The 15,844-nt window shown below is 71.5% G+C and carries 10 protein-coding genes; 2 read left to right on the plus strand and 8 right to left on the minus strand.

Features of this window, described 5'->3' with window-relative positions:
- Both ABZS77_RS29805 and ABZS77_RS29810 read right to left on the minus strand, forming a co-directional pair.
- A partial coding sequence (locus ABZS77_RS29805; RefSeq protein ID WP_354829633.1) for an N-acetylmuramoyl-L-alanine amidase occupies window positions 1–1,117 on the minus strand: 1,117 nt, incomplete at its 3' end.
- A gap of 20 nt (window positions 1,118–1,137) precedes the next feature.
- Complete coding sequence (locus ABZS77_RS29810; protein WP_354829634.1) at window positions 1,138–2,586, minus strand: VCBS repeat-containing protein; 1,449 nt, start codon at window positions 2,584–2,586, stop codon at window positions 1,138–1,140.
- A gap of 350 nt (window positions 2,587–2,936) precedes the next feature.
- Here ABZS77_RS29810 and ABZS77_RS29815 point away from each other — a divergent pair, with 350 nt between their 5' ends.
- A complete protein-coding gene (locus tag ABZS77_RS29815) occupies window positions 2,937–3,989 on the plus strand; it encodes a LacI family DNA-binding transcriptional regulator (RefSeq protein ID WP_354829636.1) in 1,053 nt (350 codons plus the stop codon).
- A 14-nt stretch (window positions 3,990–4,003) separates the two neighbouring features.
- Here ABZS77_RS29815 and ABZS77_RS29820 read toward each other — a convergent pair whose 3' ends face one another.
- From ABZS77_RS29820 to ABZS77_RS29845, 6 genes are all read right to left on the minus strand, one after another.
- Window positions 4,004–5,638: a fucose isomerase gene (locus tag ABZS77_RS29820; protein ID WP_354829638.1), complete on the minus strand. Its 1,635-nt coding sequence runs from the start codon at window positions 5,636–5,638 to the stop codon at window positions 4,004–4,006.
- A gap of 71 nt (window positions 5,639–5,709) precedes the next feature.
- The gene (locus ABZS77_RS29825; protein ID WP_354829640.1) at window positions 5,710–6,702 is read right to left on the minus strand and encodes a substrate-binding domain-containing protein; all 993 of its coding nucleotides are present in this window, start codon (window positions 6,700–6,702) and stop codon (window positions 5,710–5,712) included.
- Window positions 6,703–6,729: 27 nt separating this feature from the next.
- Entirely contained in the window at window positions 6,730–7,824 is a 1,095-nt protein-coding gene (locus ABZS77_RS29830) for an ABC transporter permease (protein WP_354829641.1), read from the minus strand.
- A complete protein-coding gene (locus ABZS77_RS29835) occupies window positions 7,821–9,431 on the minus strand; it encodes a sugar ABC transporter ATP-binding protein (RefSeq protein WP_354829643.1) in 1,611 nt (536 codons plus the stop codon). Before ABZS77_RS29835 ends, ABZS77_RS29830 begins: the two co-directional genes overlap by 4 nt.
- Window positions 9,428–11,614, minus strand: a complete 2,187-nt coding sequence (locus ABZS77_RS29840) for a family 43 glycosylhydrolase (protein WP_354829644.1) — start codon at window positions 11,612–11,614, stop codon at window positions 9,428–9,430. The genes ABZS77_RS29835 and ABZS77_RS29840 overlap by 4 nt, the downstream gene beginning before the upstream one ends.
- Complete coding sequence (locus ABZS77_RS29845) at window positions 11,614–14,895, minus strand: DUF2961 domain-containing protein (RefSeq protein WP_354829646.1); 3,282 nt, start codon at window positions 14,893–14,895, stop codon at window positions 11,614–11,616. Before ABZS77_RS29845 ends, ABZS77_RS29840 begins: the two co-directional genes overlap by 1 nt.
- Window positions 14,896–15,273: 378 nt before the next feature.
- Here ABZS77_RS29845 and ABZS77_RS29850 point away from each other — a divergent pair.
- The coding region (locus ABZS77_RS29850) for a M23 family metallopeptidase (RefSeq protein ID WP_354829648.1) at window positions 15,274–15,844 on the plus strand (571 nt) is incomplete at its 3' end.

A 15,844-nucleotide genomic window follows, 5' to 3' on the forward strand; every position in this document is an offset into this window, starting at 1 on the left:
GGGCAGCCGACCCGCCACCGCCCTGGTTCACCAGCGAGATGTAGTAGTTCCAGTTCCAGTTCGGCCCCGGATCGGTGTGGTTGTTGCCCGGGATCTCGTTGTGGCCCTTGATGCCCGTACGGTTCTTCGGGATGCCGTACTTGTCGCACAGGTAACGGGTCAGCGCGGCCGACGACCGGTACATCGCGTCGGTGAACCACGCCGGGTCCGCGACGTAGCCCTCATGCTCGATGCCGACGCCGTAGGCGTTGCCGGACAGGGCGTGGTACGCCGTGTCGCCCTCGCGGACCATCTGGGTGATCTCGCCGTTGCTGGACTTCACCACGTAGTGGGCACTGACACCCGACGACGGGTTCTGGAACCAGCTGACGGTGCCCGCGTACGACCCCTGGGTCACGTGCAGGATCACCGTCGTGATCCGGCTGGACCGCCCGACGCCGTAGTTGGCGCCGTTCGCGGCGACCCACCGCGCCGGCGCGTACTCCGGCACGGCGGCGGCGAGCGTGCCGGGCGCCGCCCCCACGGGGAGCACCGTGGCGTAACGGCCCCGCTCCGGCTCGGCCCGGTGAGCCCGCACCGGGACGGCACCCGGGATGCCCTGCTGCACCAGGTCGTAGATCCCGTCCGCGTACAGGCGTGCGGTCGCGTCGTCCGCCGCGCCGCCGTACCTGGCCACCACCGGATACCAGGCGGTGACCCGCTCCCGTGCGGCGGCGGTCAACCCCTCGGCGTCGGCCAGGTCGCGCAGCACCGCCGCGCCGCCGCGGATGTTCGCCGGGGTGACGGTCTTCAACCTGCCGACCGGCTCACCGGTCAGCGCCGCCGCCCGTTCCAGACTGCGCTGGGTGGGGTTGCTCACCAGGTGCATCACCCCGTAGCCGTTGGCCTGGCTCGGTTTACCGTCGTGACCGTTGAGCCGGGACTCGCCGTAGCCGACCGCGACCAGGACGTCCCGGGGTACGTCGTACTCCTGCGCCGCCCGCACGAAGGCCGCGTCCAGGTCGCCACGGCCCGGTGGTGTCGCGGTCGCGGGCGTCGGCTGGATCGCGACCGCGCCGACGAGCGCCGCGGCCAGCAGGGCGACGCCACCGCGCCGCCGTCGTCGTGTTCCGGCCATGGGGGCCACCAGTCGCGACATCACAGAGTCACCTCACCGTTCAGGCCGAAGTAGTCGTGCCATTTGCTGCTGGGACCGAACGTGGTCCCGGTCGACAGGGCGACGTAGACGTCGTTCGTGGCGTTCTTGGTGAAGACGATGAGGTCGTCTTTGCCGTCGCCGTTGGCGTCGCCGAGGAAGGGGAATTCGCCCGCGAGGCAGAAGAAGTCGTGCCACTTCACCGTCGTGCCGGTGAAGCCGCTGCCGGTGGAGGTGGCGGCGTAGACGTCGGCGTCAACGTTGCAGGTGAAGGTGACGATGTCGTCGCGTCCGTCGCCGTTGATGTCGCCGACGCGGGGTTGTTCGGTGCCGACGGCGAACAGGTCGTGCCACTTCTGCGGCGCCCCGAACGAGGTTCCGGTGGACAGGGCCACGATCACGTCGGAGGCCGAGGCGGGGCCCTGGGTGAAGGTGATGATGTCGTCCCGCCCGTCGCCGTTGACGTCGCCGAGCGCCGGGAACTCCCCGCTGATCGAGAAGTAGTCGTGCCACTTCACGGCCGTGCCGGAGAACGACGACCCGGTCGACAACGCCACGTAGACGTCCGCCGTCGCGTTGTGCGTGAACGCGACGATGTCGTCGCGTCCGTCGCCGTTGACGTCGCCGACGGCGGCGATCTCCGCGCCCGGGGCGAACCAGTCGTGCCACCGGCCCGGTGAGGTGAACGCCGACCCGGTGGACAGCGCCACGTAGACGTCGCCGGTGTTGCTGTGCGCGAACGTGACGACGTCGTCGCGTCCGTCGCCGTTGAAGTCGCCGGTCGACGCGGTCTCCCCACCGATGGAGAAGAAGTCGTTCCACTTCACCGAGGTCCCGGCGAAGCCGGTGCCGGTGGAGGTGCTCACGTAGACGTCGGCGGCGGCGTTCTGCGTGAAGGTGAGGACGTCGTCGCGACCGTCGCCGTTGACGTCGGTCGGCGCGCCGCCGATCATGGCGTGGGTCCGTGCCGCCTGGTTGAGCAGCGTTCGCGCCGTCGCCGCTGCCTGGTCGTACCGGTCGGGAAAGCCCGAGCGCTGTACGCACTGGGCGACCTGACCGGCCGTGTAGCCGGGATTGTTGCGATCGCAGGTGATCGCCCTGGTGACGTACTGCGTGGTGGCGTAGACCGGGTCCATGATCTGCTCCGGGGTGCCCCAGCCGTAGTCCCAGCGCTGCTGGAACACCCCCAGGCTGGACTTGTCGCCGCAGGGCAGGTTGTTCAGGTGGGACTCGACCCATCCGGCCTCGAACGTCGAGAGCATGACCTTGTCGTTCGCGTTGTACGACCGGGCCACCCGGTAGACGACGAGGGTCACGGCCGGATCGTGGGTGGCGGGCACGGACGGACAGGCGAGCGTGTCGATCGGTACGGCAGCCGCGGGCGCACCGACCGCGACGGTTGCCGTTGCTGTCATGAAGGCGACCAGCATCGCCAGCGAACGTCGTCTCACAATGCTCCTCAGGGACGTCAGGTGTGCGACCGGAAGGTGGTTCGCCGGCTGACGCCCGCCCCCGTGGACGCCGCGTCAGCCGGCGCCGGTCCGGCCGTCCAGGAGCGGGGCCACCCGGCACGCGAGAGCGAGAAATCGATTGCTGACGAGTGTCGTAGTCACTGACATCGATGTCAATAGCTCCGGAGTCCGGCATCCGGAACAGCCTGCGTCCGACCGGAAATCGATTGCCTACTCTGTATAGGATTCCGAGCGATCTCCCGAGGTGCGATCACACCCGGGGTCGGCGACCCGGCCAGGAAACCGCCACGACCGGGCCACAGGCCCCGGGCGACAACGATGAGGGCGGGATGACGACCATCTACGATGTGGCCCGCAGGGCCGGCGTGTCGGCCGCGACCGTCTCCCGGGTGCTCAACGGACGCGCCTCGGTCGACCCGGAGCTGGCCGCCCGCGTACGGCAGGCCGCGGAGGATCTCGACTACCGCCCGAACGCGGTCGCCCGCAGCCTGCGCCGGAGCCGGACCAGCCTCTGGGCCGTCATCATCTCCGACATCGGGAACCCGTTCTTCACCTCCATGGTGCGTGGCGTCGAGGACGTCGCGCAGGAGGCCGGATTCTCGGTGGTGCTGTGCAACGGCGACGAGGACCCGGAGAAGGAGGCCCGGTACGTCGCGGCGGCTCTCGCCGAACGGATGGCCGGGGTGATCATCTCCTCGTCCGGACGGCCGGCACTCATCAGCCGCCTGGTGCAGGCGGGCATTCCGGTCGTGGCCATCGACCGGCAGCCGCGCGGCGTCGACGTGGACACCGTCCTCGTGGACAACATCCACGGCGCCGAACAGGCGACGACCCACCTGGTGGGCAGCGGCTACCGACGGATCGCCTGCATCACCGGCCCGCGCCGGATCTCCACGGCGATGCAGCGGCTGCGGGGCTACCAGAAGGCACTCACGGCGAGCGGACGTTCCCGGGACGACGACCTGATCCGGTACGCCGACTTCCGCGAGGAGGGCGGATACCGCGCGATGGCCTCGCTGCTGGAGACCGACGAGCCGCCGGACGCGGTGTTCGCGGCCAACAACCTGATGACCGTGGGCGCGGTCGAATGCCTGGTCGACAACGGTGTCGAGGTGCCGGACCGGTTCGGCATCGTGGGGTTCGACGACATCCCGTGGGCGGACCTGGTCCGGCCGTCGCTGAGCACCGTCGCGCAACCCACCTACGACCTGGGTCGGACGGCCGCCTCCCTGCTCGTCGAGCGGATCGCCGACCCGGCGAAGGCGCCCTCGACCGTCGTCCTGCGCACCGAACTGCGGGTACGGGAAAGTTCGGCCCCGTCGGCCGGGCAGCCCAGCGACGCCGACGACAGCCCCCGGCGCCGCAGCTCGACCACGGGGTGAGAGCGGACCGTCGCTCAGATCCGCACGTCGCCACAGAGATACACCCGTACGCCCAGTTCGGCGAAGAAGGCCGCCTTCACCCGTAGCGCACGGTCGGCGGTCAGAGCGTCGGGAGCGTAGACGACGTTGACATGGTTGGCCTTGTGCCGGGCCATCAACTGGTCGCGGCCCACACCGTGCAGCACGGCGTGCATGATCGGCCACTGTGGATTCGTGGCGTCGAGCCGACGCTGCGTCTCGGCCGCGGGCAACTCCACCACGGTGCCCCGACCGAGGTCCACGTGCAGAGCCCTGTCCATGACGAACACCCGCGACCAGACGATCTCCCCCGGCTTCGACACGCCGCTGAGGGTGCCGCCGCCGAGCGGGAAGTACATCGGCGGCTGGCGCATGCTGTATGACCTGTCGTAACCACCGTTGTGCGACGCGGGCACCGAACCGGAGATCTCGAACACCCAGACGAAGCTGTCGTCGTACCGCTCTCCCCAGCGGATGTCGTGCAGCGTCGTGGCCGGGTCCAGACCCATCGCGGTCCAGATCCGGTTGGTGATCAACGAATCCACGGCGACGCCCTCGTCGACCTCATTGAAGTGCGGCAGCGGCACTCCCGGGTACAGCTCCCGCGAACCGTCGCGGCTGGTCACCGGGGGCCGCACCACGTTGTTCAGCAGCCCCTCGGCCAGATCACTGGCCGGGACGGTGTCCTTGAGCCCCTGCTGGTACTGGATCCCCACCGCGTCCAGGCCGAAGTCGTCGGCGATGCGCAGCGCGGCGACGTACATCCTGCACTGGCTGAGCAGTTGGGCGTGGGTCAGTTCGGTGGCCTCGTCGGTGCCGGTGTGGAACGTCATCCCGGCCGCTTCGAGCCAGGCGAGCACGGCCCGCGCCTCCGCGTCGGGCACCCGCGCCATCTCCGCCACCAGCGCGCTCTGCGACAGGCGTTCCTTGAAGATGCCCAGCGGGTTGAGCAGCTCGTCGTCGATGATGGCGTTGTACATGCCCATGCAGCCCTCGTCGAAGACACCGATGATGGCCCGCTCCCAGACGAGCTGCCGGGCCAGCGCCGTGCCGAGTTCGACCTCGGCGTCCGGCGGCAGCGACGGCAGCGGGCGTACGTGGCTCTCGTCGTGCACCACCTCGCCGGTCTCCAGCCACTTCTTCAACCCGTCACGCGCCCACTCGTCGGTGAAGTCCTCGCTCCACAACGTCGAGTACCGCACGCCCGCCTTGGTGAGGCTGCCCGCGAGGTTGAGCAGCCCCACCAGACCGGGATACCGACCGCTCCAGTTCGCGACGAGCAGGATCGGCCCGCGGTGGGCGCGCAGCCCGGCCAGCACGTGGTGGCTGTACTGCCAGACCGCCTCGACCACGATGAGCGGGGCGTCGGGCGGGATCGTCCGGAATACCTCGATTCCGGCGCGCTGACTGTCGATGAAGCCGTGCCCGGTGATCGCGTCGACGTCGTGACCGCGGCGGACGTGCCAGCCCAGCGCGGTGACGGCGGCGCCCAGGTCCTCCTCGAGCTGGCGCTGCGTGGGCCAGCAGGTGACGTTCGCGCTCAGCCGCAGGTCACCGCTGGCCACGGTGTAGACGGTGCGCGGCGGGGCGGTCGGCGGCTGCACCGGCACGGGCAGGATGTAACGGGTCACGGGGCGGCTCCCTTGACTGTCGGGCGGTTGGCGGGTCGGGCAGTCGTTGCGGCCGGCAGGGCGGTGGGCGCTCAGAGACCGCCGAGCTTCGCGTACGCCTCGGCGGCGTTGTCCCTGGTGATCCGCGTCGTGGCCAGCGTGGTGGCGCGCGGGACGTCAGTGGCGCAGTCGATGAGGATCTTGCGGGCGAGTTCGACGGCCTCGCGGCCACCGGTGGCGTACTGGAAGGTCGCGGCGAGCCGGCCCTGTTCGACGGCCTTGATCCCACCGGAGGGCACCGGCAACGCGTCGATGCCCGTGAACTTGATCTTTTGTTCGAGCCCGGCCGCCTTGGCGGCGAGGTAGGCGCCTTCGGCCATCGGATCGTTGTGCGCGTAGACGGCCGACACGTCCGGGTGGGCCTTGATCAGGGCGTCCGCCACCGACTGCCCCTTCTCGCGCAGCCAGTCCCCGGGTTGGGAGGCGACGATCTCGATCTTCGGATTGCCGGCGATGCCGTCGCGGAACCCCTTCGCGCGCTCGGCCGCCGGCGTCGAGCCGGGGAGTCCCGCGATCTCGATCACCTTGCCGCCGCCGGGGAGCAGTGTCGTGGCGTAGAACTCGCCGGCCGCCCGGCCGATCGCGACGTTGTCCCCGCCGATGAAGGCCGTGTACGCCTCGCCCTCGACCTTGCGATCCAGCACGATCACCGGGACGCCCTGGTCGTACGCCTTCTTGACCACGGCGGTCAGCGGCTTGGCCTCGTTCGGCGAGATGATCAGCAGGTTGATCCTCTGGGTGAGGAAGTTCTCCACGTCGGCGACCTGCTTGCTGTTGTCCTGCGCGGCGTCGGAGACCACGACGCGAAAGCCGGGGACCTCCTTCGCGGCCGTCTGCACGTCGTTGTTCATCACCTGCCGGTACGGCTCGGCGTTGTTGGCCTGCGACATGCCGATCAGGGAGTCCTTGCCGGCGCCGCAGGCGCGGGCCTCGCCGGCGTCGTCGGAGGGTTTCTCGACTGTGCACCCCGTGGTGGTCAGAAGCGCGCCGGTGACCAGCAACGCGAGCACGGTTCGTCGGTCCATGGCAGTGGCTCCTCGATGTTGGATCGGTCAGGCGATGCCGCGGCGCAGCTTCTGCAACGCCGTCGCGAGCACGATCACCAGTCCTTTGATCAGCAGTTGGACGTTGGCGTCGATGTTGTTGAGCGCGAGGATGTTGTTGAGGATGCCGAGCAGCAGGGCGCCGGCGAGGGTGCCGCCCATCGAGCCGGAGCCCCCGGCCAGGCTCGTCCCGCCGATCACCACCGCGGCGATCGCGTCCAGCTCGTATCCGGCGCCGTCGTTGGGGCTGCCCTGGTTGAGCTGCCCCGCGTGGATCACGCCGGCCACCGCCGCGAGGAGGCCGGCGACCGCGAACACGGCGACCTTGACCCGGGTGACGGGGACACCCGAGAGCCGGGCCGCCTTCTCGTTGCCGCCGATCGCGTAGACGTGCCGGGCGAACGCGGTCGTGCGCAGCACCACGATCGCCGCCGCCCCGATCAGGGCGAACAGCACCGCCGGCACCGGGAGCACCCCGTTGACCGAGCCGTTGAGCAGTTCGAAGGCCGGCGGGGCCTCCTGAGGTCCGTCGCCGTAGGCGATCGGGATGCCCAGGCCACCCGACCAGATCCGGGCGATGCCCCGCGCGACCTGGAGACCGGCGAGCGTGACGATGAACGACTGGATGCCGAGGCGGGCCACGGCGTACCCCTGCACGGCGCCGAAGAGCGCGCCGATCACGAGCACCACGGCGACCGCGGGCACGATGCCGAACCCCGAGTCGACCAGGAGGGTGGCGGTGCCGACGGCCGACAGACCGAGGATGGCGCCCACCGACAGGTCGATGCCCCCCAGCAGGATCACGAAGGTCATGCCGATCGCGATGATGCCGATCTCCGACACCGCGCGGACGATGTTGCCGAGGTTCCCGGCGGTGAGGAAGAGGATCTCACCGTCGCGTCGGGGTGAGGCGAGGATCGCGACGACGAAGACCACGAGCAACGCGAAGAGACTCTGCACCGCGAAGAGCCGGTCGACGAGTTCGCGCCGGCTGCGCGGCCGGCGTAGCCACCGGGCGGCGGCGCCCCGCAGCCCGACCGTGCCGGCAGCCGGCGGCACCTCGGTCACGGCGGGCTCCGGCGGCGGTACGCGGATGTCGGTCATCGTTCGTCCCTTCCGGCGGTCGCGCCGCCCATCGCCGCCGCGAGGATGTCCTCGCCGGTGCAGCCGTCGGTGGCGAGGTCGGCCACGGTGCGACCGCCGCGCAGCACCAGCACGCGGTCGCAGACACCGAGCAGCTCGGGCAGCTCCGAGGAGGCGAGCAGGATGCCCATGCCGTCGTCGGCGAGCCGGCGCAGCAGTCGGTAGATCTCGGCCTTCGCGCCGATGTCGACGCCGCGGGTCGGCTCGTCCAGCAGCAGCAGCCGAGGCTCGGCGAGCAGGTGCCGGGCGAAGACGACCTTCTGCTGGTTGCCGCCGGAGAGCGCGCCGACGGGTGTGGCCGCCGAGGACGTCTTGATCGCCAGTTCGGTTATCGTCCGCTGGACCGCGGAACGCTCCCGTTTGCGGCTGACGAAGCCGGCAGTCGTCACGGTCGCCAGGGCAGTCAGCATGATGCTGCGACCGACCGGATGGTCGAGGACGAGCGCGGCGCGGCGACGGTCCTCGGGGACGAAGCCGACGCCGGCGCGCAGGGCCGCGCGCGGGTGCCTCGGCGCGTACGGGCTGCCGTCCAGCCGGATCGTGCCGGTGCGCCGCCCACGCGGGCCGGCACCGAAGAGGGTTTCCAGCAACTCGGTGCGACCGGCTCCCATCAGACCGGCCAGGCCCACGATCTCACCGGCCCGCACGGTCAGGCTGATGCCGTCCGGCTCGCAGCGCCCCGGCCGGGGCGCCCGCGGCCGTACGACCAGGTCCGTGACGTCGAGCAGAGGCTCACGTACGGTGCCGCGCGAGCCGTCCGCGTCTGTCGGTGCGGGCGCGAACAGGGACGTGGCCCGTTCGCCGACCATCATCGCGATGATCCGCCGCCGGTCCATCCGCCCGGCCGGCACCACACCGGCGACCGAACCGTTGCGCAGCACCGTCGCACGGTCGGCGACGACCTCGATCTCCTCCATCCGGTGCGAGATGTAGACGACGCCGACGCCCCGCCGGCGCAGGCCGTCGATGGTGGCGAACAGCCGCCGCACCTCCCCGTCGGCGAGCGCGGCCGTCGGCTCGTCCATGACGAGCACGCGGGCGTCCAGCGCGAGCGCCTTGGCGATCTCGACGAGCTGCTGCTCCCCGACGCGCAGCGAACCCACCGGCCGCCGGGGGTCGATGTCGGCCCCGAGCAGGTCCAGGTGCTCCCGGGCGGTACGCACCGCCGCCCGCCGGTCGACGGTGCGCAGCCGCGTTCGGGGTTCCCGCCCGAGGACCAGGTTGTCGGCCACCGACAGGGCGGGCACCAGGTCGAGTTCCTGGTGGATGGTCGCGATGCCGGCGGCCTGGGCGGCGGCGGGACCGGCGAACCGCACCGGCGAACCGTCGACCGTGACCGCACCGTCGTAGTCGGTGATGACGCCGGAGAGGATGTTGATCAGGGTGGACTTGCCCGCGCCGTTCTCTCCCAGCAACGCGTGCACCTCGCCGGCCCGCACCTCGAAGGTGACGCCGTCCAGGGCCGTCACGCCGCCGAACCTCTTCGCCACGCCGGTCATGGCGACCACCACCGGCCCACCCGTGCCCGCCGCCGCGCGCGGCGCGTCGCCGGGGTCCACGAGGATCACGGGACCGCGTTGACAGCGGCGTGCGCGGCGTCGGCGAACGCCACGTCCCGCCGGAGCCCGCTCGCCACCAGACGCCAGGTGCCGCCCGGATACTGCCCCGGCCCCCAGGACAGGCCACCCGCGCGCCACAACGGTTGCCAGGCCGCCATCGCGTGGCCGGCGTCGTACCAGGTGTTGTCGCCACGCCAGGCCGACCCCCACCGGTGTACGGCGACCACCGAGAGCCCGTCCCCGGTGGACATCGTCCACCTGGGCATTCCGGTGACGTCACCTGTCGGTCGTGCCTCCACGGTCGGGTCGCCGACCGCCGGGGAGGCGCCGTCGACGTTGAACGCCACCTCCCACACCGCAGCGGTCGGCCACCCGTTGACCGACCAGGTGAGGTCGCTCTGCAAGCCGGGGCCGGACCAGCGGGGCGCCACCGTGAGCAGCCAGTCGGCGGTGACCGGCTCGTCGCCGAACGGAATGCCGACCAGGTTGATCCGGGAGCCGTCGGCCGACACGTCGACCCGGGCCGGGGCGCCGGCCCGGTCGGTCACGTCGAACCGACCCACCGCGAGGTACGGGCCGGTGCCGCGATGCGAGGAGTCGAGCGCCGGCCGGTAGTTGCCCGCCCCGGCCGGGTCCACGGCCAGCGCCGCGATCCGGGCGTTCGGCCAGGTGCGCACGTCGGCGCGGAGGAACCCGGTGCTCACCGTGTAACCGCGCGCCACCACCTGCGTCGACCACGTCAGCGGCGCCAGCCAGAGGCCGCCCTGCCCCCAGCCGGCGTGACTGAGATACCAGGTCGAGCCGTCCACCACGACCTCGGCGGCGTGCGCGTCCAGGACCGCCACCTTCTCCGCGCCGTCGAACCGCAGCGGGTCGCGGCTGCGGTAGACGGCGGTCCGCCGGTACGCGGCGCCGTAGTCCGTGCCGTCGCAGCAGACGAAGAGGTACCACCACTCCCCCCGGCGCACCACGAACGGCGACTCGGTCTGCCCACCCGCCTGACCGGTGTACGGCGACGTGTACGCGATCGCGCGGGCGCTCCAGGAGCGCAGGTCGGTGCTGGTCCGGTACGCCACGACGTGGTTGCCGCCGGACGGGCTCGACGTGGCCGTGTAGTACATGACCCAGCGGTCGCCGACCCGGGTCACCATCGGGTCGCGGCCCTCCCACCCGTCGGTGAACAGCGGGTTGGCGGAGCTGCGGGTCCAGGTGAACAGGTCGGTCGAGGTGGCCAGGTGCATGCGGTAGCGGGCGTAGTCCGGATTACCCGCCGCGTAGAACATGTAGTAGACGCCGTCGTGGTGCACGACGTGGGGTGCCCAGATCCACTGCTCCCCCGCGCCCGGGTCGGCGACCAACGCCACAGGCCGTTTCGTCCACGGGCCGGTCGGGCTCGGTGCCGTCGCGTGCCCGAAGACCTTCTCGTCCTGCGGCGCCCCGGGTTCGGCGTGGGTGATGCCGAACAGGTGCCACACGCCGGTCTGCTGGTGCCGCACCAGCGTGTGGTCGTTGTAGTACCAGGTCGTCGACTCGCCCACGCTCGGGTCGTAGACGCGTGTCGACGCGCCCCGCGACGGGGTCTCACCGACCGTCTCGTACGGGGTCGTGGTGACCGCCGCGAGCGGGCCGACGCGGCGCAGCGTCACCGTGTCCAGCCCCGCGAAGAACCCGGTCGATGACGCGGACCGGCCGGTGACCGTGACCGTGAGGCGATGGGTGCCGGTCGCCAGCGACGCCGAGCCCACCGGCACCGCACCGGTGCGCTGCACGGTGCCGGCGTACCCGTCGAAGAGTTGGCCGACCGCCACCCCGTCGACGGCGAAACGCAGCGTGCCGTAGTCGCCGGCCCGGGTGAGCACCGCGCCGAGGTCGTACTGCCCGGCCGGCACCGACGGCAGGGTGAGCGTCACCGAGTCGCCGGCGCGGACGCCCCGGAACCACAACTGCCGTCCGCCGGACCAGCTCACCCCGCAACAGTCGGCCTGCGCCCCGACCGGCGCGCTGGCGTTGACGACCGCCAGCGACTCGGCCTCGAACCGTACCGGGTCGTCGGCCAGGGCCGACGCCGCCGCCGGAACAGTCGCCTGGGCCGATGCCGATGCCGGGACCGCTGCCAGGGCCGGTGCCGTCAGGACCGGTGCCGTCAGGACCGCTCCGAGCAGGAGCGCGGCGGTGACAGGTCGGGCGCGCATCACGACACGCTCGGGCGGGGCAGGTCGACACCGGGGGCGAACTGGTTGTGCCAGCGGTTGACGGCCCCGAGGGCGCCGCCGGTGGAGAGCGAGACGTCCACGTCGGCCGTGAGGCCGCGGGTGAACCGCACCACGTCGGCCCGCCCGTCGCCGTTGAAGTCCCCGACCCCGGGTAGGTCGTCGCCGAGCGCGAGGTTGTCGTGCCACTTCCAGGCGTTCTGCACGAAGCGGGTGCCGTCGGAGAGCGACACGAACACGTCGCCGGCCGTACCCCGCGTGAAGGTCAGGATGTCGTCGCGACCGTCACCGTCGACGTCGCCGACCGCTGGCAGTTCGTTGCCGACGGCGAAGCTGTCGTGCCACTTCCAGCCGTCCTCGACGAAGCGGGTGCCGTCGGAGAGCGACACGAACACGTCGCCGGCCGTACCCCGCGTGAAGGTCAGGATGTCGTCACGTCCGTCACCGTTGACGTCGCCGACCGCCGGGAACTCGTCGCCGAGGGCGAAGTGGTCGTGCCACCTGACGCCGGGTCCGAAGCCGGAGCCGGTGGACAGCGCCACGTAGACGTCGGCGGCGGCGCCACGGGTGAAGGTGATGATGTCGGTACGTCCGTCGCCGTTGACGTCGCCGACCGCCGGGATCTCGGTGCCGACGGCGAAGAAGTCGTGCCACTTGACCCCGGCGGCGAATCCGGTGCCCGTGGAGAGTCCGACGTAGACGTCGGCGGTGTCGCCTCGGGTGAACGTGATGATGTCGGCGCGGCCGTCCCCGTCGACGTCACCGGTCAGCGGGATCTCGGCGTCCACCGCGAAGAAGTCGTTCCAGGGCTTGCTGTCCGGGACGAAACGGGTGCCGTCGGAGAGCGCGGTGAACACGTCGGCCGCCGCGCCGCGGGTGAAGTCGATCGCGTCGTCGCGGCGGTCGCCGTTGGCGTCGCTGGTGTTGCGGCCACGGGTGGTGGCCGACACCTCGGCCGAGGGCGCTGCGGCGTTGCCGGAGCCGTCGACCGCCACGACCCGGTAGTAGCGGGTCTGGCCGGACGGCAGCGGCCCGTGCCGGAACCCGGTGGCACGGGTGGTGCCGACCAGGTTGGTGGCGGCGATCGTCACGCCCGGGTTCCGGGACGCGTAGACCCGGTAGGAGACGACCCCGACGTCGTCGGCGGATGGCGACCAGGTGAGGCCGAGCGCGTGCACGCGCCCGCCGGCCAGGGCGAGGCCGGCGACCGGGGCCGGGGCGGTGGTGTCGGCGAACGGCGTCACCATGCTGTCGGCCTGGTACCGGGCTGCGGTCCAGGCCGGCGCGCCCGGGGCGGGGGTGAGCTGGACGGTGACCGTCGACCGGCCCGCCGTCAGGGCGGCGGGCAGGACGAACTCGTCGGCCAGCCAGCGTTGCCTGTCGTTGCCCAGGGGCTGGAGCCACACCCCGGCCGGTACGCCGTCCACCGACACGGACGCCTGCTGGTAGCTGCCGGACTGATCGCCGTGGCGGCGCAGCCGTACCCCCTGGTTGGTGGGGTCGACGGCCAGCCGGAAGCGGACGGGCGCGGTCGTGGCGCGGACCTGGGCGGTCTGCGGGGCGTTGTCGTCGTCGCCTTCGAAGCTGGTGGTGAGCGCGGTCTGGGTCGCCGACGAGTCGGTGTACGCGTGCGCGGCGCGGCTGGCGGCGTCGCCGGTGACGACGGTGTCGGTCCGGCGCGTGGCCACGGTGCGCTGGGTGTAGAGGAACGCGGTCGAGCCGTACTCGGCCGGCATGTCGTTGGCCGGCCCGTGTTCGATGCCGAAGCGCAGAGCGGTGCCGTACGTCACCGCGTCACCGATCATCAGCCGGTAGGCGGCGTCGCACTCGTCGACGCATCCGCCACCACGCACCAGGTGCGCGGTGTTGCCGGTGAAGACGCCGCTGTACTCGCCGCGGTTGAAGTACCACCCCGACTCGTAGAAGTCCTCCGTGCCGGTGCCGTGGATCTGCGGCGTCGGCGAGTCGTCCACGTACACCCGCTCGTCGCCTTCGAGGTAGTTGCGGGTGTTGCCGCCGATGATGTGGCCGCGCATGGTCTGTGAGACGCCCACGAACCGGCCCCGGCCGGACTGGTCGGCGATGATCCAGTCGTTGCCGCCGACCGTTTCCGCACGGCGTGACTGGGTGGTGAAGTATCCGGAGCTGCCGTCGGCGGCGAGCCGCTGCGCCCATTCGGTGCCGGGCGCCGACGTCACCTCCACCTCGACTCCGTTGACGGTGGAGCCTGTCGTGTTGACGAGCGTCACGGCGGCGGAGGAGCGGAAGGGCATCGGCCACCAGGCGCTGTACCAGCCGCCGGGTGCGGAATCCATGGCGAACATGAGGGACCGGACGGTGCGCTCGCCCAGCCCGCCGCCGAAGAACTCCCCGACCGGGCTGTCCACCGTGGTACGCCCGTCGAACGCCATCCGCAGCCGCAGGCCGGCGAGCGTCGGCGCGCCGGCCGCCGCGTCGGGTACGCGCAGCCGCAGCGCCGTGATCGCCCGCGGGCCGGTCAGGCCGGCCAGCGACACCTGACCCTGTGCCGGCGCGGTGACTGTGGCGCGGCTGGTGGATGCGCCGGGTTGCGCGGGCTTCGGGTCGCGGGTGCCGGCGGCGCGCAGCAGGGTGACCACGTCGGTGGCCGGGTCGGCCGGGTCGAACCGGGACACGCCCTCGGCGTCGGCGAAGGTGCGGTAGGTGACGTGGTGAAAGAGCGGGTTGTTCTGGGTGGTGATCCGCATGGAGTCGCGGTAGGGCATCGGCACCTTGATCGTGACGCCGCCGGAGGTCTGGTCGGCGTTGCTGACCAGTGGTGCGACGAAAGGGCTGCCCAGTCGCCCGTCCACCAGGGTCTGGAGGTCGGCCTGGACGACCACGACGCCGTCGAGTTCGATACGGATCCAGCCGGTGGCGCGGACGTCGCCTTCGTCGCGGGTGAACCAGATCGACTGCACCTCGCCGGGTCCGCGCGCCTCGGCGATCACGCAGCCGCCGCTCTGCCGCAGGCACGACCAGGTGCCGACGAACCCATCGTCGTTGGAGCCGTCGCGGCCGAAGCTGGAGAACTGGTGGGTACGCGTGCCGGCGGCCAGCTCCGGTAGGCGGTCGAGCCGCCGGTAGGCGTCCCAACCGGTCGGCCCCTTGTCGGCGGCGACGGCGGAAGCGGACACCACGGTCGGAGCGGGAGCGGCCGGTGGGGCGGCGGAAGCCGTCGCCGGCGGGGTCACGGCGAGCAACGCGACGGCGGCGCCCAGCCAGCGGGTGACACGGAGCCTCATCGGTGTCCCTTCCGAGCGGCCGAGAGCGGTGAGAAATCGATTGCTGGCGAGTTAACTGCGGGACTTCCACGATTGTCAATACCTTGCGGGAGCTTTCCCTCCGGGGCAAGAAATCTTCACCAGCCGACGGCACCCGCCGGCCGCCCGGCAGGGCTGGCCGAGCCGTGGATGAAGGAGTTCTTCGGCCGACCGGACCGCCACGGCAGGTATTGACATACTCCGAAGCCTGCGGTTTCACTTCTCCCCAACGCCAGCGTCCCGCCACTCGGGACGCGACACGCCCTCTCCGACGCGAACTGCCAGGCTCGCCCATCGGCGACACCGGCCTCCGACGCGCCGCGCACCGCTGCGACCGCCCACCCCGATAGGAGTCGCCCGATGTTCAGGCTCCCGACAAGCGCCGCCCGGCGCGCCCTCGTCGCACTGCTCACCCTGGCCGGGGTCAGCCTGACCGCCGTGGTGAGCACGCCCTCGCCCGCGCTCGCCGCGCCGAACTTCAAGGCACCGTTCCCCTGCGGGCAGCGGTGGACGTACGACCACCACAGCGCCGAGGTGCGGCAGGCGCTGGACTTCGTCCGCGCCGACGGCGGCACCACCGGTGGCACGCCGCAGGTGGCGTCGGCGGCCGGCGTCGCCCGCCGCTACTCACAGCCCAGCGGAGCCGGCAACTACATCGCCATCGACCACGGCGGCGGTTGGACCACCTACCACTTCCACCTCAGCGCCTACTCGGTGCCCGACGGCGCCTACGTGCAGCAGGGGCAGCAGATCGGTGTCACCGGCAGCACCGGCAACTCCTCCGGGCCGCATCTGCACTACGAGCAGCTCTACAACGGGGTCGGCCAGACGATCGTCATCAACGGAGTGTCCCTCGCGCCGTATCCCGGGCAGTACAACCAGAAGTACCTGGTCAGCGACAACTGTGGTACGCCGCCGCCACCTGCGGCCG

This window comes from Micromonospora sp. NPDC005298, from assembly GCF_040607375.1.
Classification (GTDB): Bacteria; Actinomycetota; Actinomycetes; order Mycobacteriales; family Micromonosporaceae; genus Micromonospora.